Raw genomic sequence first — 19,760 nt, 5'->3', positions numbered from 1 at the left:
TTTGTATAAATATCTAAAAAAGGGATTAATTAGGATTATAACAAACCTAATAAAAAGTAATAATTATTTTGTAATTTTGTATGCTATTCTTAGACTAAGTAGGGAAGATGAAAGTTGAAAACGAAATAGAGTTACCACTAAAAAGTCTTGTTAGTTTTGACAAGTTACTTAGACAGTACGATAAAATGGCTGTTAGTAACGACTTGTTCCTTGCTCAAAAAGCTAGGTTTATTTTAAACTACCAAAAGCCTTACCCAGAACTACGAGAAGGTTTTACAGATTTAACTTTACTAGAAAAACATAAAGATGTAATTAATGTTATTTTGCAAGATACTTTTTCTGAAGTATTAACCAAGAATGAGATTAAAGCTGCATCATTACCATATGCTAACGTAATTTTTAACTCTTCTGAGCGATTTAAAAAAATTATTGAAGACGCAGGTGAAGGTTTTGAACTTGAAATTAAAAACGTAGAAGAAAGATTAAATTATATTATGGCAAGTACCGTAATATTAAATTTTCACTACGGCTTTAATTTAGATTTTAGAAGACCTCTATTTTATGAAATTCCGGATAAAAACGGAGTTATGAGACATTATAGAATTTTGTATAATGCAGATTTTATAGACATTACACCTAATAAAAACGCAAAGAAGTTAACACAAGCAGATGTAGATGAATTATTAGAAAACTTTGAGAACCTAGAACTGTGGAAGGAAAAAATTCCGCCAAACAGTTTTACATCTAAAGGCTTTGTAATTTCTAATATGTTTGATGTTACTGCTGAGCATTCTATTTCAGAAATAAAGTCTAGCCTTATTTCTAACGACAAAAGAGGCTCTGAGTTTTTTATGGAAGATTTTCAAAACACGTTTAAGTCGTTATTTGGCCTTCCTAATTTAAAAGTTGGTTTTTCTATACACAATACCAAAGAAGATACTTTTGAAAAAGTACACGGTATTGGCATAGACAGCTTTATACTTAATAAAAAAGCCAATGTAAATTGTAAAACAACACTTTGCAATGACTCTTACAAAACTATATTAAAAGATCATAATTACTTTGTAATTTCTGATCTAGACAAATACCTAAAAAAAGCACCAGATAATAGCTTGTACGCTACACTAGCAAAACAAAATATTAAAAGTGCTATAATTGCACCTATCTCTAGCGGCAAAGAATTACTTGGTGTATTAGAGCTAGCATCTACTAAAAGATACAACTTAAACAATGTAAACGCGCAAAAGCTGCAAGATGTAATGCCATACATAGTAACTGCAGTATTACGCTCTAAGGCAGAAGAAGAAAACTTAATAGAAGCTGTTATACAGCAAGAATGTACTACTGTACACTCTTCTGTTTTGTGGAAATTTGAGAATGAAGCCATACGCTTTATAAGGGCAAATGCAGAAGGCTTAGAACCAACCTTTAAAGAAATTGTTTTTAAAGATGTGCACCCTCTTTACGGTCAAATAGACATTAAAGACTCATCTACTTTTAGAAACAGCTCAATACAAAAAGATTTATTAATACAATTATCTGAAGTAAACAAGATACTTACCAAGGCTTGGGAACTAGATAAATTGCATATTTATGAAGAATTATTGTTTAGAAGCAATAGCTATATAGATGACGTAAAAGAAATACTAAATACCAATAGTGAGCAAACTATTTTAGAATTTATAAAAAAGGAAATTACACCTGTATTTAAGCATTTAAAAAATACAGAGCCTAAAATTGCTCATTTAATTTCTTCGTATGAAGAGGGTATAGACCCTAATACGGGGTCTTACTATGATCATAGAAAAAACTATGATGATAGTGTTATGAAAATAAATGAAAAACTTGCTCAGGTTTTAGACAAAAAACAGATTGAAGCACAAGAAATGTTTCCGCATTACTTTGAGCGCTACAAGACTGATGGTGTAGAACACAATATGTACATAGGAGCATCAATATCTGAAACTAAAGAATACAACCCATTTTACTTAAAAAACCTAAGGTTGTGGCAGTTACAGGTTATGTATGATATGGAAAATGAGTACTACAACCTAAAGCCTAAATTGCCTATAGATTTAGACGTTGCCTCTTTATTACTTGTATACAACGCATCATTATCTATTAGATTTAGAATGGATGAAAAGCGCTTTGATGTAGATGGCACATACAATGCTAGGTATGAGGTTATTAAAAAACGTATAGACAAATCTTACATTAAAGGAACCAATGAAAGATTAACTCAAAAAGGAAAGCTTTCTATTGTTTACTCACAGAAAAAAGATGAATTAGAGTACTTACGTTACATTCGTTTTTTACGTTCTAAAGGATATTTTTCTAAAAACATTGAGGTTTTAGAACTAGAAGGCTTACAAGGTGTTGCTGGTTTAAAAGCAATACGTGTAGAAATCTTATACAAAAAAGACAAGGAGTCTAAAGAAACTTATACTTATGACGATTTAATGCATGAGCTAAAACGTTAAAATATTACACAGCATAAAAAAGGGAATATTAATTTTAATATTCCCTTTTTTTATGTGATTAAGAAACTTACAAAATAACAGCTTCTCTTGGACCGTAAAAATGCAATGCTAAAAAGAAAGATAACACAGATACAATCATTCCAAACATAAATATAGCATAGGTCCAACGCAATAGCTTATATTTCCTGTCTAATACAAGCCCTAAAAAGTACAAATCTTTAGTTAAGGAAGAGTATACATAAGACTGGTCTTTTATTAGCTCTTTCATAGCCCACTCATAATCCTCTAATTTCATTTTATGAAAATTACCAAAAAACAATAAGTTTACCTTTTTATTGTCTACATCTTCTTTTGTAAACTGTCCGCTAGTAATATTTGGCCTAGTTGCAATAATAGACAGCACCATAGATATTACACTAAAAAACATGAACAAAGCCGTAGGCAATATTAAATATTTGTTTGATGGGCTATCTAGTTTTGGCATTAAATCTGCTAACACCAAAGAAATTATAATTGCATTTACAGATAATAAAATATTGGCTTTAGTATCTGCAATATCACTAAGCTTTAAATGGTTACGCATAGTAACCCTGTACATTGTTTGTACACCTCTTTCTGGACTTTTATCTTTAAACTCAGACTTATATTGAGCTTTTACTTTTTCTTTTTTAACTAGCTTTTTCATTTTTTTTCTAGCCTTAATTAGTTTAGCTAGGTTATCATCTTTGGTCTCTTGCCAATTTTTAATAGCATAATCTGTATAAAACCTATGCTTTGTCTGAAACATTCTAATATTAGTATCTCTCCATTCTGCAGGCGAGTAATCTATAAGCCCTAATAAAGATAATTCTTCCCTAAGCATTTCGGTAGTTTCTAAATAACTCTCTTGCCCTAAGTGAGATCCATCTGCATCTCTAATTATCTCTTCACTCAGGCTTGTAGGCTCATACCCTTTTTTAGTAGCTAAAATTAAATTGCAAATATTTTCTATACGTTTTTCATCAAAAGATTTTTCTCTTAAAAACTCCCTAGCAATATCACAACTTCTTTCTTCATGTTCTTTGGCGCTCCTTGTATAACCTGCGTCATGAAACCACGCAGCTAAAAGTAAGTCCTCATGCTCTTTTACGTCTAACTTGTAAAAATCTAACAATTCTTGCGTACTTTTGACAACACGTTGGGTATGCCTTATATTGTGATATAAAAAACTAGAGCTTAACTCATTGGTTAACAAACTAATTACATAATCTTCGGTTTCCTGAATAATATTTGCCATTGTTTTTAATAAATAAGGTGCATCACAAATTACAAAATTTAATCTTTATGAATACTTCCATTAGAAAATATTGTTGGTCGTTATGTATTTTAATCCTTACTAATTGTGCTACACAAAAGGCAAAATACACAAATACAGAACAAGCCAAAGATACTACTACTAATAAAGATATAGAACATACGTTTTATTTAATTGGTGATGCAGGTAAATCTCCTATAAACGGAATGAACCCTGTGTTAAAATCATTTAAAAAAAGAATTGAAAAGGCCCCAAAAAATAGTACCGTTTTATTTTTAGGAGATAACATTTACCCTGCAGGAATGCCAGACCCTAAAGATTCTACACAAGCTTATTTAATTGCAAAAAGTCATTTAGATGCACAATTAAACACTTTAAAAAATTACAAAGGAAAACCATTATTTATACCTGGTAACCATGATTGGTATACAGAAGGTTTGGTTGGCTTAGAAAGAGAGCAAGATTACATACAAGAAGCCCTAGACAGCAAAGATGTTTTTTTTCCTGAAGATGGCTGCCCATTAGAAACTATAGAAGTAAATGAAAATCTTATAATTATAGCTATAGACACAGAATGGTACTTAACCAATTGGAATAAAAGGCCAGACATTAATGATAAGTGTGATATTAAAAGTAGAGAAAAGTTTTTAATAGAGCTAGAGAGTTTAATATCTAAAAACAAGCAAAAAACTACAGTTATTGCAATGCACCACCCAATGTTTAGCTATGGTTCTCATGGCGGACAATACTCTTTTAAAAAACACTTTTACCCTAAATCTGGTGTAGGCCCATTACCTATTGTTGGTACTTTTTTAAATTTACTTAGAAAAACTGCTGGTCCGTCTTCAGAAGATTTACAAGGCAAAAGATACAGAGAACTACGCAACCGCGTTGTTACACTTGCACAATACTCTAACAAAGTAATATTTGTTTCTGGGCATGAACATTCTTTACAATACATTGTAGAAGAAAACACTCCGCAAATTGTTAGTGGCGCTGGTGCAAAAAGTGGTGAAACTAGACTTATTAATGGCAGCAAATTTTCTACTGGAGAAAAAGGGTATGCAACATTAGAAATTTATAAAGATGGCTCTTCTAGAGTACGTTTTTATGGCTTAGACCAAGATAATAACGAAAAATTTCTTTTTACTTCCGAAGTTTTACCTGAAGACAAAAAACTATTTACAAAAAAATTACCCGATAGTTTTCCGGCAACAACAACAGCATCCATATACACACAAGAAGAAATTACCAAAACAGGATTTCACAATTTTGTTTGGGGAGATCGTTACCGTAAATACTACGGCACCCCTGTAACTGTACCCACATTAAGCTTAGACACAATTTATGGTGGCCTAACACCTGTAAGAGCCGGTGGCGGACACCAGTCTAAATCTTTACGTTTAGCAGATAAAGATGGCAAAGAATATGTTATGCGATCTATGCGTAAAAGTGCAGAATTATACTTACAATCTATGGCTTTTAAAGACCAATACGTAGTTGGTGAGTTTGAAGATACTGCTATAGAAAAATTACTTATGGATTTTTACACTGGGTCTCATCCTTACGCTCCATACATTGTATCTAAATTATCTGATGCTATAAATATTTATCATACAAATCCTAGATTGTACTACATCCCTAAACAAAAAGCTTTAGGAGATTTTAATGTAAATTATGGAGATGAATTATATATGTTTGAAGAACATGCTGGCGATAACCACGGAAATCTTAAAAGTTTTGGTTATGCTAATGAACTTAAAAGCACAGATAGTATGCTTGAAGATTTGCGTGATGATGAAAAATATGCCGTAGATGATAAAATGTACCTTAGAGCCCGACTTTTTGATATGGTTATTGGAGATTGGGACAGACATACAGACCAGTGGCGTTGGGCAGAAAACAAAGAAAAAAATAAAATAATTTACAAACCCGTTCCTAGAGACAGAGATCAAGTGTTTTCTAATATGGGAGACGGACCATTAATGAGTTTGGCTACCAGAATTGTACCCTCTTTGCGCTTAATGGAAGGGTTTAATGAAGAAATAAGAAGTGTACGCGGGTTTAACTCTTCACCTAAAACTTACGTGTTAGACATTGCCCTATTAAGCGAAACAAAATTAGAAGATTGGATTGCAGAAGCTACATACATACAACAAAATTTAACTGCAGATATAATAGATAAATCTTTTAAAGATTTCCCTGTAGAAATACAAGATGAGTCTTTACCAAAACTAAAAAAAATATTACTGTCTCGTATAGCTCACGTAAAAGAGTATGCTAAAGAATACCACCGAATTTTAAACAAATTTGCTGTAGTTTCTGGTACAGATAAAGATGATTGGTTTGAGATTAATCATCTAAATAAAAAAGAAGTACAAATAAAAGCCTACCGTAACATTAAGGGAGAAAAAGAAAAGCTATTTTTTGACAAAACTTTTAGTAGTGATATTACTAAAGAAATATGGGTTTATGGCTTAGATGATGATGATTATTTTGAAGACTATGGAGCTAACCAAAGTCAAATTAAAATTAGAATTATTGGCGGACAAAACAATGATATTTACAACCTAACAAACGGTAAAAATACCATTGTTTATGATTACAAGTCTAAAAAGAACACTTTTAAGGCAGATAACAATGCAAGAATAAAACTTACAAATGATTACAACACAAATGTGTATAACCCATTAGCAATACGCAATAGTGTAAACCAAATTATACCAACAATTGGTTTTAACCCAGATGATGGTGTTAAAATAGGCTTTACTAACACCTATACATACAACGGTTTTAGGCTAAATCCTTTTACAGAAAAACACACATTTAATGCTTCTTTTTACTTTGCAACGCAAGGTTTTGATTTTGGATATACTGGAGAATTTGCTAATATTTTTGGCAACTGGAATTTTGAAGTAGACACAAGGTTTACAAGCCCTAATTTTAGTGTAAACTTTTTTGGCTATGGAAACAATACAACAAATAGTGATGATGACCTTGGTATGGATTACAACAGGGTAAAACTAGAGCAAATTAAGGTTGCACCATCTATTGTATTTAACGGACAATTAGGAGGTAAATTTAAAGCTGGTCTATTACTAGAAACAATAGAGGTAGAAGAAACAGAAGACAGGTTTATAAATACTTTTTATGTAGCAAATAATGAAGATGTACGCAACACATTTTTAGGTGCAGATGCAACTTACACTTATGAAAATAAGGATAACAATGCTTTTCCAACAATGGGTATGTCTACAATGATAAAAGCTGGTTACAAGCAGTCTCTAGTTAATGACAGTCAAAATTATGCATACATAATTCCTAGTCTTGCTTTTGATTATAAACTAGTACCAAACGGAAGGTTAGTTTTAGCTACAAAATGGAAAGCCCATTTTAACATAGGAGATGATTATGAGTTTTACCAAGGAGCAAGTATTGGTGGTATAGACGGATTAAGAGGTTACAGAAACCAACGTTTTACTGGTAAAAAAGCATATTACCAAAATACAGATATACGCTATAGTCTTAGAAAAATGAAAACCAATATTATACCATTATCATTAGGTGTATATTCTGGCTTTGATTATGGACGTATATGGTTGCCAACAGAGGATTCTGACGAGTGGAAAACATCATATGGTGGCGGTATCTTTTTAAATGGTGCAGATGTTATTTCTGCCAGAGTTGCCTTATTTTATGCAGACGAAGGACCAAGATTTACATTTGGACTAGGGTTTGGATTTTAAACCCTAGTTTAATGTATAAATATATAGGTTTCCGCCTGTTTTTTTATGATATTCATCTGCTAAATACAAGGTATTATTTGTAATAAAACAAACAGACTCTAACTGGGTTCTTACTCCCAAATCTATGGTTTTAACAGTACCCTGTGTAAAGTTGTCTGCTTTAAAATTTGTAAAACTCCAAAGCATACCATTACTAATAAGCACTATAGTTTTTTCATCTGGAGAGATTGCCGCAGATGTAATTCGGCTGGTACGTTCATCTGTACCCGCCATAAAACTACCAACTAACTCTGCCTTATACTTGCCTTTAGTTGCAGGAACTTTATAAATAAGTGCTTCACCAGTAAATGGTTTAGCTCTATTTTTAGTAATTATATAAAGGCTGTTTTTCCAATAAAAAAGAGATTCTGCATCATACAATAATTCCTTTTTCTTAGGAGAAAAATCTGTCTGTTCTGGATAACTAAACTCTATTTTTTCTGCTTCAATATCATCTCCCTTTTCATTATCAGGATTAGGTACTTTTAAAATTTCTAGATCATCTCTATCACTACTATTATTTCCAAAGTCTCCTATGTAAACATTGCCAGCTTTATCTTTACTTAGATCTTCCCAGTCGTGATTTTTGCCGTTTTTAACCTTAAGTGTTTTTAGCCAATTGCCTTTAGAGTCAATTTTATAAAGTTCATCTTTATTTCCCTTATCTTCAATAAGCCAAACACTATTTTGCGCTGTAGACACAAGCCCAGATACTTCTTTAAATTCTTCAGGTATATTTGCTATTACTTTTAATTGTCCGTAATTACTACAGCCAACTAAAAGCAATAAATAACTTAATCCTAAGTATTTTTTCATACACTATGCTCCTGGAAAATTTGCTTTTCTTTTCTCTAAAAATGCAGTAGTACCCTCTTTAAAATCTTCTGTTCCAAAGCAAGCACCAAAGGCTTCAATTTCTACATCATAACCATCTTTAGTAAAACCAGCATTAACTGCTTTAATAGCTGCAGAAATTGCTACAGAAGAATTGTTTGTAATTTTACCTATTAGTTTATGGCAAAGTGGCAATAATTCTTCTTGTGTTACCACATAATTTACCAACCCGTAGTCTAATGCTTTATCTGCAGAAATCATTCCTGCTGTCATTATTAATTCCATTGCTCTACCCTTACCAACTAATTGCGGTAAACGTTGTGTACCACCGTAACCAGGTATTACTCCTAAAGACACTTCTGGCAAGCCCATTTTTGCATTATCACTAGCTACTCTAAAATGGCAAGCCATAGACAGCTCTAATCCGCCACCTAATGCAAAACCATTTACAGCCGCAATTACAGGAGTTCCTAAGTTTTCTACTAAATTAAAAAGTTCATCTTGTCCTTTACGTGCTAATCTGGCTCCTTCTTCTTCAGAAAAATTAGCAAACTCAGAGATATCTGCACCAGCAACAAAAGCCTTATCACCACTACCCGTTAATATAATTGCTTTAACACTTTTATCTGCTTCTAAATTTGCAAAAGCTTTATGCAATTCTAAAATAGTAGCCTTGTTTAAAGCATTTAGCTTTTTTGGTCTGTTTATAGTTACAATTGCAGTGCTATTTTGCTGTTCTACTAAAATAGTTTCAAAATTCATATTTGTTAGTTTTAATTATTTTCTTTGGGAAAACGCACTACAAAAACTGTCCCTTTTTGTGGCTGAGAAGTAAATGTAATGTTCCCTTTATAGGTTTCTACAATATTTTTTACCATTCCTAATCCTAATCCCATACCACTAGTTTTAGTTGTAAACTTAGGCTCAAAAATTTTATCTTTAAATTCATCTGCAATACCCACACCGTTGTCTGCTACAGATATTTTTACAAAATCACCATCTGATGCTACAGTTACCAATACCTTAGGGTTTTCTACTTCTGGTAGTGCTTGCATTGCATTTTTAACCAAATTGGTAACCACACGCACCAACTGTGTCCGGTCTAATTTTGCCACAATACTCTCTTCTTCTGCTATAAAGTGAATATAACTTTCATTAAAGATATCTACAGCTAATTTAACAATTTTAACTACGTTTAACGTCTCGTTTTGTTGTGCTGGCATTTGCGCAAAATTAGAAAAAGCAGAGGCTATACTACTCATAGTATCTATTTGCTGAATTAACGTTTTAGAATACTCTGTAAGTTTCTCTTTTATGTCTGGGTCATTTGGGTTAAACTTACGCTCAAAACTCTGCACACTTAAACGCATAGGAGTAAGCGGGTTTTTTATTTCATGAGCCACTTGTTTTGCCATTTCTCTCCAGGCTTGCTCCCTTTCGCTTTTAGCTAATTTTACAGCACTTTGCTCTAACTCATCAATCATTCCGTTATAAGCATCTACTAAGCGCCCTATTTCTTCACTAGGATTATCTATTAATATTTTTGGATTTCTAATGCTTAAATCAGTTTTATTAAGCTTATCTGAAATTGTTTGTAAAGACCTTGTTATGTATTTAGATGTAAAGTAAGCCAACACAATAGCAATTATAAACATTACTATGTAAACCAAACCTAGTCTTAGCAAAAACTCTGGCAGCTCTTTATCTTCAAAAGAGGTATCCTCTACATACTCTAGCTTTAAAATACCAATATCTCTAAATTTTAAATCCTTTATAAAAGTGTAAGAGGATCTAAATATTTTCTCTTCGTTAGATATTTTTTCAATATGACTAACTTCTTCTACGTAACGCTGATTATCACTAGTTTTTAATTTTTGAAGAACAATAGCATCTAAACAAGTTGTTACAGATGTTTTATTAAGTAAAGGATGGGAGTCTATAATTAATTCTCCCTCTAGATCATAAATACTAAAATTTACATTCTGAATTTCTGCAATTTCAAAAATCTCGTCCTTAAAAATTAAATGCAATTTTTCTGTAATACGCTCAAAAGAGGTTTTTCTTATTGTAAGATTAACACTTTCCTTTATCTGTGCTTCTTTACGCTCTAAACGGTCTTGGTTATATTCTTTAGATTGTTCTCTGTATTGATAAATAGTTACACCAGCAATTAGTATTGATGCCATAAGCACCAAAAACATCATGGTAATAAAAATACGTGACCTAAGTGATAATTTTTTAAACAAGAGTTTATTATTTACCCTCAAATATAGCAATTATTACGCCAAACTTAATTGCTTAAAACCTAGTATTAATTAGCTAGAGTATTGCTTTTTGTACCACACTTTTTGCCATTCTCTTTTTAAGATTAAAAATGCTACTTGGTCTGCTACTTCCACTGCATCTGTAACTTGTATTTGCTTTAGGGTTTGCTCTGGAATGTCTATAACATACAACAGGTTTAAGTACTCTGTAAAACGTTCTAAAAGCAGTTGGTAAATTTTTTCGCGTAGGGCAGTGGCAAGCTCTTCTGGAGAAATTGTTTTATTTTCTTGAAGCAGATTAAAGTCTATGTTAGCTAAACTAAAGTCTTTTTGTAATTGAGTTACCAAATTACCATATAGGTTTTGGCTCGTTACAGAGCTTAAAAGAGTTTTGGTATTTGGGTAGTTAAATGTCATCTCTTTTATGTACGCAAAAAAATAAAGTATGGTTTACACCCAAACCATACTTTATTACTTTTAACATTAAGCTTTAATTATTTTCTAATTTTTTGCTCCCAATCCCAGGCAGATTTCATAGCATCATCTAATGTAGACTCTGCTTTCCAGCCTAAAACGGTATTTGCCTTTGTAGTATCTGCGTAGGCAGTTGTAATATCTCCTGGTCTACGATCTACAATTTTATAATTTAATTTTTTACCAGACACACGCTCAAAGCTTTTTATTGCTTCTAAAACAGAACTTCCAGTACCTGTGCCTACGTTAAAAACTTCATAGTTTGCACTATTATTACCGCCAATTAAACGTTCTAAAGCTACTACGTGTGCCTTAGCTAAGTCTACAACGTGTATATAGTCTCTAATACAAGTGCCATCTGGCGTAGGATAATCTCCACCAAAAACAGACAATTGCTCTCTTAAACCAACACCTGTTTGTGTTATAAAAGGTACTAAATTTTGTGGCACTCCTATTGGTAATTCTCCAATTTCTGCACTTGGGTGTGCACCCATTGGGTTAAAGTAGCGCAATGCTATTGCATTTAATGCCGGTACAACTTTACACGTGTCTCTAATAATTTCTTCGCCCATTTGCTTGGTATTGCCATAAGGAGACTCTGCTTCTTTTACTGGTGCATTTTCTGTAATTGGCATAATGTCTGCTTGCCCATATACAGTACATGAAGAACTAAAAATAAAATTAGCTTTTTGCAAAGCAGACAACTCTTGTAGTAAATACACCAATGTTCCTATATTGTTTTCATAATACAATAATGGTTTTTCTACACTTTCTCCTACAGCTTTAGAAGCTGCAAAATGTATAACACCAGCAATATTAGAGTGACGTTTAAAAAAATCTTGAACTTTAGACTTTTCTTTAAGATCAAATTTTTCAAAAGTTGGCTTTGTGCCAGTTATAGCCACAATACCATCCAATACTTTTTCTGAAGAATTAGATAAATCATCAATAATTACGACTTCAAAGCCTTTATTCTGTAATTCTACCACAGTGTGCGAACCAATAAAACCTAATCCGCCTGTTACTAATATTTTCATCTATTTCTATATTTGGTTAGTTATTTAAAAACTCTAAAACTGCGTCTGTAATGTAGGTTATTTGCTCATCATCTAACTCGGTATGCATTGGTAAAGAAATAACTTCTTTTACCAGTTGGTTTGTAACAGGAAAATCAGACTCATTATACCTGCTATCTTTATATGCCTTTTGCAAGTGTAAAGGAATTGGATAGTACACACCACACGGAATATCTTTAGATTGTAAATGCTTTACAAGTGCATCTCTGTCGTTGTTTTTTATTTGTAAAGTATATTGATGAAATACGTGACAATCACAAACACAAGTGTCTGCCGAACAACACACATCCATTTTTGGCGTAATAATATCTTTATGGTTAGCCAAAGCCATAGAATATTTTAATGCAGCTGCTCTACGCTTTTGGTTATAAGTATCTAAATTAGGTAGTTTAGCTCTTAAAACTGCCGCCTGTATAGAGTCTAACCTAGAGTTTACTCCTACCACATCATGGTGGTAACGCTCATACATTCCGTGATTTACAACGCCTCTTAATGTGTGCGCTAATGCATCATCATTTGTAAAAATAGCTCCACCATCTCCGTAAGCTCCTAAATTTTTTGAAGGAAAAAACGATGTTGCTGAAACGTGACCCATTGTGCCCGCTTTTTTCTTGCTTCCTTCTTTAGAAATATAACTTGCACCTATTGCTTGTGCATTGTCTTCTATAACAAATAAATTATGCTTTTCTGCAATTTCTAAAATGGCATCCATATTTGCACATTGTCCAAATAAATATACAGGAACAATAGCTTTAGTTTTTGGTGTTATAGCCTTTTCTATAGCAGCTGGGTTTATGTTAAACGTATCTGGCTCAACATCTACCAAAACAGGCGTTAATTGTAATAATGCAATAACCTCAACAGTAGCTGCAAAGGTAAAATCTGCAGTAATAACCTCATCTCCAGGCTGTAAACCAAGACCCATCATTGCAATTTGCAAAGCATCTGTCCCATTTGCGCAAGGTATCATATGCTTAACACCCAAATACTCTTCCATTTCTTTTTGTAGTGCGTGTACCTCTGGACCGTTAATAAATGCTGATGTTTCTAATATCTGAGCTATAGAAGTGTTTACTTGCTCTTTTATATCTTGGTATTGACCTTTAAGGTCTACCATCTGAATTTTTTTCATTGCCTTAATTTGAAAGGTAAATTTACAAAAATACCAATGGGCAACAATGAAATTAATGAAAGAAACGTATTTTTACGACAAATAAACATTAGGTGCATCTTTTATATAACATTGTAGTACACATTGCCGCTCTTTTGGTTAAAATAATTGCAAATTTTAACCCTAAAATAAAACTCTTTGTGCAGGGCCGTAAAAATATTTACAACACCCTAAGCAAAAACATTTCTGTAAAAGATGATGTTATTTGGGTACACACAGCCTCTTTAGGTGAGTATGAACAAGGTTTGCCTGTTATAGAAAAACTTAAAAAAAATTACCCTACCTACAAGTTTGTTGTTACATTTTTTTCTCCTTCTGGCTACCAAGTCAAAAAAGATGACAACATTGCTAATGCTATTGTTTATATGCCATTAGACACTTTAAAAAATGCTAAAAAATTTATAAAAGCTGTAAATCCTAAGCTTGCCGTTTTTGTAAAATATGAGATATGGCCTAACCACCTTAAAATTTTAAAAGAAAAACAAATACCAACTCTTTTAGTTTCTGCCTACTTTAAAAAAGAACAACTATTTTTTAAATGGTATGGTAGTTTTATGCGCAAAAGCTTAACTGCATTTACACATTTTTTTGTGCAAGACTCTAACTCTAAAAACTTACTTAAAAGTATTGGTTTTAACAATTGCACTGTTAGTGGTGATACAAGGTTTGACCGCGTATCTAAAATACTAGAGCAAAACAATGAGTTAGATTTTATGACCAACTTTACACAAAACAAAACTTGCGTAGTAGCTGGTAGTACTTGGCCAAAAGGACATTTATTTTTAATAGATTACATAAATAATACCTCTGCAAAAAATATAAAATTTGTTATTGCTCCGCATAATATTATTACAGACCAAATAGAAGAGTTAAAAAATAGCATACACAAAAAAGTAGTTTTATTTTCAGAAATAAACAATAATGATATTTCTGATTTTGATGTTTTAATTATTGATACTATTGGAATTTTAACCAAAGTATACAGTTATGCTCACATAGCTTATATAGGTGGTGGTTTTACAAAAGGCGGCTTACACAACACTTTAGAACCTGCCGTGTTTGGAGTTCCTATACTAATTGGCCCAATTTACAAAGGCTTTAAAGAAGCTGAAGATTTAGTACAACTAAAAGGAGTTTTACCCGCCGCAAACCAAAACGAGTTTACGAGTGTTTTAGATCTGTTAATTTCTAAAAAAGAACACTACAATAGCACTGCAGAAATAAATAAAAATTACGTTGCTCAAAATATTGGAGCTACAAACAAAATAGCAAGTTACATTGGCACTTTACTTGTAAACAAGTAATACAACAGTTTTTACAACTCATATAACAACTTGATTTACAGTGACTAAAATTGTTAAAGTCGATTTTAATTTGTAAATTACTAGAAACTATTGAGATTATGAAAGAATTAACTGTTGGTACAAAGGTCTTAAATAGTTTCCTAGGCGCAATGGTTGTTGTACTTATTGCAATATTAATTGCCGTTGTAGGATGCTTAATTTTGGCTGCCGTAGGCGTCTTGTAAAAAGGACAAAAGCACTTTCCCCACGTCTTGTTTTTGAATTTAGCTTTAAAACGCTATAGATTATATAAAAAGCCCTTCATTTCTGAAGGGCTTTTTCGTTGAAAAAGTAGAGAACTAAAAAACTTTAACAACTAACTTAAAAAACATAACAATTAAAAAAACTAATTCCAACCACCGCCTAAAGCGTGGTATATGTTTACATGCGCTAGCAACTGCTCTTTTTTGGTTTCTACAAGTTCTATTTTTGCCTCTAAAGCATCACGCTGTGTTAATAACACCTCCATATAATCTGCTCTAGCAGATCTAAATAGCTTGTTAGAAATTGCAATAGACTCTGTTAACGCATTTACTTCTTGCTGTTTAACATCAAAACTTTTTTTAAGATTTTTTATATTAGACAATTGGTTTGTGGTTTCTATATAACCATTTAAAATAGCCTTCTCATACTCGTATACCGCTTTAATTTGCCTTTTATTTGCATTTTTATATGCTGCCTTAATAGCATTACGGTTTATAAGTGGTGCAATCACATCACCAACAACATTATAAAGTACAGACTCTGGCGTTTTTGTTAAAAACTTAGGTTTAAAAGCCTCTAACCCCACACCTGCTTTAATACCTATTGATGGATAAAAATTGGCTTTGGCTACTTTTATATTCAATTTATTAGCAGCCAACTCATACTCTGCACGCTTAATATCTGGTCTATTTTGTAGTAACTGGCTTGGTATACCTGCGTGTACTGGAGTAGTAGTAATTTCTACAAAATCTGTTGTGGTTCTTTTAATATGTTTAGGATAAGAACCCATTAAAAAACAAATTTTATTTTCTGCCTCGGTAATCTGTTGTTGTATTTGGTATCTAGAACTTTGGTTTTTTAAAACCTCAGCTTCAAAACGCTTTACACCTAACTCTGTTGCCCTAGCAGCTTGTTTTTGCAGTTTAACAATTTCTAGCACATTTTTTTGAATAGCTATATTCTGGTCTATTATTTTAAGCTGATTATCTAGAGCTAAAAGCTCATAATAAGAAGATGCAATTTCTGAAACCAAATTGGTAACCATAAAGTTTTTACCTTCTTCACTTGCTAAATACTCTAACACAGCAGCTTTTTTAGAGTTCCTTAGTTTTTTCCAAACATCTAACTCCCATGACGCAACTGCTGCTACCTGATAATTAGGTAAAGGCTCTGGAAATTCTTCTCCTTCTTTAATATCTGTATTAGCATCATTAGCACCTTGACTGGTATAACGCCCAACTTTTTCTACCTCTGCTCCTGCCTGTATGTTTACAAATGGTAAATACTCACCTTTTCTAACCATAATTTCATTTTTAGCCACCTGTACTTCTTGTAGCATAATATTTAATTCTTGGTTATTAACTAAGGCCGTATCTATAATTGCTTTTAAATGAGGATCAGAAAAATACTGATCCCATTTCATAACAGCAGAATTTACAGTGTCTGTAGTTGCGTTATTATATACAGTTGGCACTGTTGTATTTTCATTTTTTATTTCTCTTGTAGGAACACAAGAATAAAAAGCAAACACACAAATAACACAAACTAGATAGGCTTTTTTATGCCTAAGCACAGTTTTATATTTATTTATTATCTTCATTTTTAGCTATTAATTTTTTCAAAAGTTGATTTATTTTCTCCATACGAGCCTTCATTCCGCTTTTACTTTCACTAGCTCGCATAAACTCTTCAGAAGCAGGCACTGTATCTTCATCCTTAATAAGACTACGCCCATCTGCCATTTTTGCAAAAATGTAATACAAACCAGGTATTATTAATACACCAAATAAAGTCCCTAAAAGCATTCCTCCTAAAGAAGAACCGCCTATAGTTTTATTTCCTATTGCTCCTGCTCCTGTAGCAATAATTAGTGGTATTAACCCTGCAATAAATGCAAAGGATGTCATTAAAATAGGTCTAAAACGTGCTTTTGCACCTTCTATAGCTGCTTCTAGTATTGTAGAACCTTGATTTCTTTTTTGAACCGCAAACTCCACAATTAACACTCCGTTTTTACCTAACAAACCAACCAACATAATCATACCAATTTGTGCATAAACATCATTAGAAAGTCCCATTATTTTTAATAAAAAGAACGAACCAAAAATACCTACAGGTAATGATAGTATTACGGCTAAAGGCAGTAAAAAGCTTTCATACTGTGCTGCCAACACTAAGTATACAAACACTAATACAATTGCAAAAATGTAGATAGACTCGTTACCTCTGCGTGCCTCATCATAAGACAATCCTTCCCACGCAACATCATAACCATGTGGTAAAGATTCTTTTGCTACTTCTTGTATTGCTTTTATAGCATCGCCACTAGTATAACCAGGAGCCGGCAGCCCCCTAATTGCAGCAGAATTGTATAAATTGTACCTAGTAATTTCATTAGGACCAAGTGCTTTTTCAATCTTCATAAAAGCAGAATACGGTACCATTTTACCTTCTTCACTCTTTACAAAAAGCTTTTCTAAATCAGAAGGCAAACCTCTGTACTCTGGTGCTGCTTGGGTATATACTTTAAAAAATCTTCCAAAACGTATAAATCCTTGCTCATAAGTACTACCAATTAAAATGTTTAAGTTTTCCATAGCCGCACCAATAGACACCCCTTTTTGCATAGCTGCTTTATTGTCTATTTTAAGTTTATATTGCGGATAATTAGCTGCATAAAAAGTAAACAAGCCACTTAACTCCTTACGCTTTCCTAAAGCTTCCATAAAGTTGTTGTTTATTTTCTCGAACTCATGATAGTCTGTACCATTAGTTTTATCTAACAAACGCATAGAAAAACCACCAGAAGAACCGAAACCAGGGACTGCAGGCGGCTCAAAATACTCTATAACTGCACCTAAATTTTTGGTTTCTTCCTCTAGTTCTTCCATTATTTCATGAACAGAATGGTGGCGCTCTGACCAAGGTTTTAAGTTTATTAAACACGTACCAGCATTAGAACCACGACCCTCTGTCATTATTTCATAACCTGCTAATGATGAAACAGATTGTACACCCTCTGTTTCTTCACATATGGCTTGTAGTTTTCTGGCAACTTCATTTGTGCGTTCTAATGTAGAGCCTGGAGGAGTTTGTATAATGGCATAAATCATCCCTTGATCTTCATTAGGTATAAAACCAGCAGGCAAAATTTTACTGGTATAAACGATACCTGCGCAAAATATTGCCAAGACGCCAAAAGTTAAAATTCTACGAGCTACAATTTTATTTAAAATTTTTACATAGCTACCTGTAAGTCGTTCAAAGCCTCTGTTAAACCAATCTATAAACTTATCTACTGCCGATTTTTTTCTTTTACCATCATTGTGCTTTAATAACATTGCACAAAGTACTGGCGTTAATGTTAAAGCAACTAATGCAGAAATAACTATTGAACCAGCCATTGTTATAGAAAACTGACGGTAAAACACACCAACCGGACCTGTCATAAAAGAAATAGGAACAAAAACCGAAACCATTACCAATGTAATTGCTATAATAGCACCACCAATTTCTCCAACAACACTTTTAACAGCCTTGTAAGGTGTTAAATGTTCTTCTTCCATTTTTGCGTGTACGGCTTCTACCACAACTATAGCATCATCTACCACAATACCAATTGCCAATACCAGTGCAAATAGGGTTATTAAGTTTATAGACAACCCAAATAGTTGCATAATAAAAAATGCACCAATAAGTGATACTGGCACGGCTATAATTGGAATTAAAGTTGACCTCCAATCTCCCAAAAACAAGAACACTACAATAGCTACAAGAATAAATGCATCTCTAAGCGTATGTAATACTTGTTCTATAGATGCATCTAAAAAATTAGAAACATCATAACTAATTTTATAGTCTATACCAGGAGGTAAATCTTCTTTAAGCTCTTTCAGTTTATCTTTAACTGCGTCTATTACATCACTCCCGTTACTACCAAAGGTTTGCTTTAATACAATAGATGCAGATGGCTTACCATCTAAATTAGAGTAGATATCAAAAAACTCACTTCCTAACTCTACATCAGCAATGTCTTTTAGCGTTAAAATTTCTCCTTCTTCATTAGCCTTAATAATGATGTCTTTGTATTGATCTGGCTCACTATACCTATTTTGGTATACCAATGTATATTCTAACGCTTGTGATTTTTTACCAGAACTTCTACCAATTCTACCTGGTCTGGCCAAAATACTTTGGTCTTCCATTGCTTTTAAAACCTCTTCTGCAGAAACATTGTATGCACGCATACGATCTGGTTTTAGCCAAACACGCATAGCGTACTTACGGCTACCTAAAATTTTAGCACTTGCAATACCATCTATACGTTGTATTTCTGGCACCATTTTGGTGTAAGCATAGTTGTAAAGAAACTTTTCGTCTGTATGTTTTTTATTACTGTACAAGTTAACGTACATAAGCATACTAGGTTGTACGGGAGTAATAATTACACCTTCACGCTGTACCAATTCTGGCAACAAAGGCATTACTTGATCTACACGTGTTTTTATTTTAACAACAGCCTCATTGGGGTCTGTACCAGGCTCAAAAATTACACGTAAAGTTCCTTCACCGGCACTTGTAGCATCAGAAGCTATATAACGCATACCTTGTACACCGTTTATAGAAGTCTCTAAAGGTATTAAGGTAGATTTTACCAACACATCTGCACTGGCACCAGGGTAAGCAATAAAAATATTTACAGTTGTAGGTGCTATTTGCGGAAACTGGGATATAGGCAATTGGTTTATTGCTAACAGTCCTGTAAAAATAATAATTACAGAAATTACAATAGCCAACACAGGCCTTTTTATAAATTTACTAAACATATTTTTATA

General features: G+C 32.9%; 13 protein-coding genes. 4 read left to right on the top strand and 9 right to left on the bottom strand.

Translation table 11 applies throughout. From position 1 onward, the window contains the following. The first annotated feature begins 107 nt into the window (after positions 1 to 107). Positions 108 to 2,480, top strand: coding sequence for a GAF domain-containing protein (locus CELLY_RS08180; RefSeq protein WP_013621197.1), 2,373 nt, complete (start codon positions 108 to 110; stop codon positions 2,478 to 2,480). 67 nt (positions 2,481 to 2,547) lie between these two features. Here the strand turns inward: CELLY_RS08180 and CELLY_RS08175 are convergent, their stop codons facing one another. Continuing rightward, complete coding sequence (locus CELLY_RS08175) at positions 2,548 to 3,756, bottom strand: Pycsar system effector family protein (protein WP_013621196.1); 1,209 nt, start codon at positions 3,754 to 3,756, stop codon at positions 2,548 to 2,550. Positions 3,757 to 3,803: 47 nt separating this feature from the next. Between CELLY_RS08175 and CELLY_RS08170 the strand changes: the two genes are divergently transcribed. After that, entirely contained in the window at positions 3,804 to 7,520 is a 3,717-nt protein-coding gene (locus CELLY_RS08170) for a metallophosphoesterase (RefSeq protein WP_013621195.1), read from the top strand. A gap of 3 nt (positions 7,521 to 7,523) precedes the next feature. Here CELLY_RS08170 and CELLY_RS08165 read toward each other — a convergent pair whose 3' ends face one another. The 6 genes from CELLY_RS08165 to CELLY_RS08140 all read right to left on the bottom strand — a co-directional run bounded on the left by CELLY_RS08165 (position 7,524) and on the right by CELLY_RS08140 (position 13,339). Continuing rightward, a complete protein-coding gene (locus tag CELLY_RS08165; RefSeq protein WP_013621194.1) occupies positions 7,524 to 8,375 on the bottom strand; it encodes a hypothetical protein in 852 nt (283 codons plus the stop codon). 3 nt (positions 8,376 to 8,378) lie between these two features. Further along, positions 8,379 to 9,155 (bottom strand): enoyl-CoA hydratase/isomerase family protein, encoded by a 777-nt coding sequence (locus CELLY_RS08160; protein WP_013621193.1) that lies wholly within the window; start codon positions 9,153 to 9,155, stop codon positions 8,379 to 8,381. Positions 9,156 to 9,166: 11 nt separating this feature from the next. Next, positions 9,167 to 10,597, bottom strand: a complete 1,431-nt coding sequence (locus CELLY_RS08155) for a sensor histidine kinase (RefSeq protein ID WP_013621192.1) — start codon at positions 10,595 to 10,597, stop codon at positions 9,167 to 9,169. A gap of 111 nt (positions 10,598 to 10,708) precedes the next feature. Then, positions 10,709 to 11,074: a hypothetical protein gene (locus tag CELLY_RS08150; protein ID WP_013621191.1), complete on the bottom strand. Its 366-nt coding sequence runs from the start codon at positions 11,072 to 11,074 to the stop codon at positions 10,709 to 10,711. A gap of 77 nt (positions 11,075 to 11,151) precedes the next feature. Beyond that, positions 11,152 to 12,168: a UDP-glucose 4-epimerase GalE gene (gene galE, locus CELLY_RS08145; protein WP_013621190.1), complete on the bottom strand. Its 1,017-nt coding sequence runs from the start codon at positions 12,166 to 12,168 to the stop codon at positions 11,152 to 11,154. 16 nt (positions 12,169 to 12,184) lie between these two features. Beyond that, entirely contained in the window at positions 12,185 to 13,339 is a 1,155-nt protein-coding gene (locus CELLY_RS08140; protein WP_042256824.1) for a DegT/DnrJ/EryC1/StrS family aminotransferase, read from the bottom strand. Between the two features lie 92 nt (positions 13,340 to 13,431). Between CELLY_RS08140 and CELLY_RS08135 the strand changes: the two genes are divergently transcribed. Both CELLY_RS08135 and CELLY_RS17290 read left to right on the top strand, forming a co-directional pair. Next, entirely contained in the window at positions 13,432 to 14,682 is a 1,251-nt protein-coding gene (locus tag CELLY_RS08135) for a 3-deoxy-D-manno-octulosonic acid transferase (protein ID WP_013621188.1), read from the top strand. 98 nt (positions 14,683 to 14,780) lie between these two features. Next, entirely contained in the window at positions 14,781 to 14,906 is a 126-nt protein-coding gene (locus CELLY_RS17290) for a hypothetical protein (RefSeq protein ID WP_013621187.1), read from the top strand. A 161-nt stretch (positions 14,907 to 15,067) separates the two neighbouring features. Here the strand turns inward: CELLY_RS17290 and CELLY_RS08130 are convergent, their stop codons facing one another. After that, positions 15,068 to 16,525 carry a TolC family protein gene (locus CELLY_RS08130; protein WP_013621186.1) on the bottom strand — a complete coding sequence of 486 codons (1,458 nt, stop codon included), beginning with the start codon at positions 16,523 to 16,525 and terminating at the stop codon, positions 15,068 to 15,070. Continuing rightward, on the bottom strand, positions 16,509 to 19,751 hold the full coding sequence (locus CELLY_RS08125; protein WP_013621185.1) for an efflux RND transporter permease subunit: 3,243 nt from the start codon (positions 19,749 to 19,751) through the stop codon (positions 16,509 to 16,511). The genes CELLY_RS08130 and CELLY_RS08125 overlap by 17 nt, the downstream gene beginning before the upstream one ends. Positions 19,752 to 19,760 lie beyond the last annotated feature (9 nt).

The sequence above is a fragment of the Cellulophaga lytica DSM 7489 genome (genome assembly GCF_000190595.1).
GTDB classification, from domain to species: domain Bacteria; phylum Bacteroidota; class Bacteroidia; order Flavobacteriales; family Flavobacteriaceae; genus Cellulophaga; species Cellulophaga lytica.
This window is presented reverse-complemented; position numbering and strand designations above follow the sequence as displayed.

What these genes read in the sequence shown, in the direction of transcription:
- CELLY_RS08180 (WP_013621197.1), top strand. Translation starts at nt 108, where the DNA reads ATGAAAGTTGAAAACGAAATAGAGTTACCACTAAAAAGTCTTGTTAGT.
- CELLY_RS08175 (WP_013621196.1), bottom strand. Translation starts at nt 3,756, where the DNA reads ATGGCAAATATTATTCAGGAAACCGAAGATTATGTAATTAGTTTGTTA.
- CELLY_RS08170 (WP_013621195.1), top strand. Translation starts at nt 3,804, where the DNA reads ATGAATACTTCCATTAGAAAATATTGTTGGTCGTTATGTATTTTAATC.
- CELLY_RS08165 (WP_013621194.1), bottom strand. Translation starts at nt 8,375, where the DNA reads ATGAAAAAATACTTAGGATTAAGTTATTTATTGCTTTTAGTTGGCTGT.
- CELLY_RS08160 (WP_013621193.1), bottom strand. Translation starts at nt 9,155, where the DNA reads ATGAATTTTGAAACTATTTTAGTAGAACAGCAAAATAGCACTGCAATT.
- CELLY_RS08155 (WP_013621192.1), bottom strand. Translation starts at nt 10,597, where the DNA reads ATGATGTTTTTGGTGCTTATGGCATCAATACTAATTGCTGGTGTAACT.
- CELLY_RS08150 (WP_013621191.1), bottom strand. Translation starts at nt 11,074, where the DNA reads ATGACATTTAACTACCCAAATACCAAAACTCTTTTAAGCTCTGTAACG.
- galE (WP_013621190.1), bottom strand. Translation starts at nt 12,168, where the DNA reads ATGAAAATATTAGTAACAGGCGGATTAGGTTTTATTGGTTCGCACACT.
- CELLY_RS08140 (WP_042256824.1), bottom strand. Translation starts at nt 13,339, where the DNA reads ATGAAAAAAATTCAGATGGTAGACCTTAAAGGTCAATACCAAGATATA.
- CELLY_RS17290 (WP_013621187.1), top strand. Translation starts at nt 14,781, where the DNA reads ATGAAAGAATTAACTGTTGGTACAAAGGTCTTAAATAGTTTCCTAGGC.
- CELLY_RS08130 (WP_013621186.1), bottom strand. Translation starts at nt 16,525, where the DNA reads ATGAAGATAATAAATAAATATAAAACTGTGCTTAGGCATAAAAAAGCC.
- CELLY_RS08125 (WP_013621185.1), bottom strand. Translation starts at nt 19,751, where the DNA reads ATGTTTAGTAAATTTATAAAAAGGCCTGTGTTGGCTATTGTAATTTCT.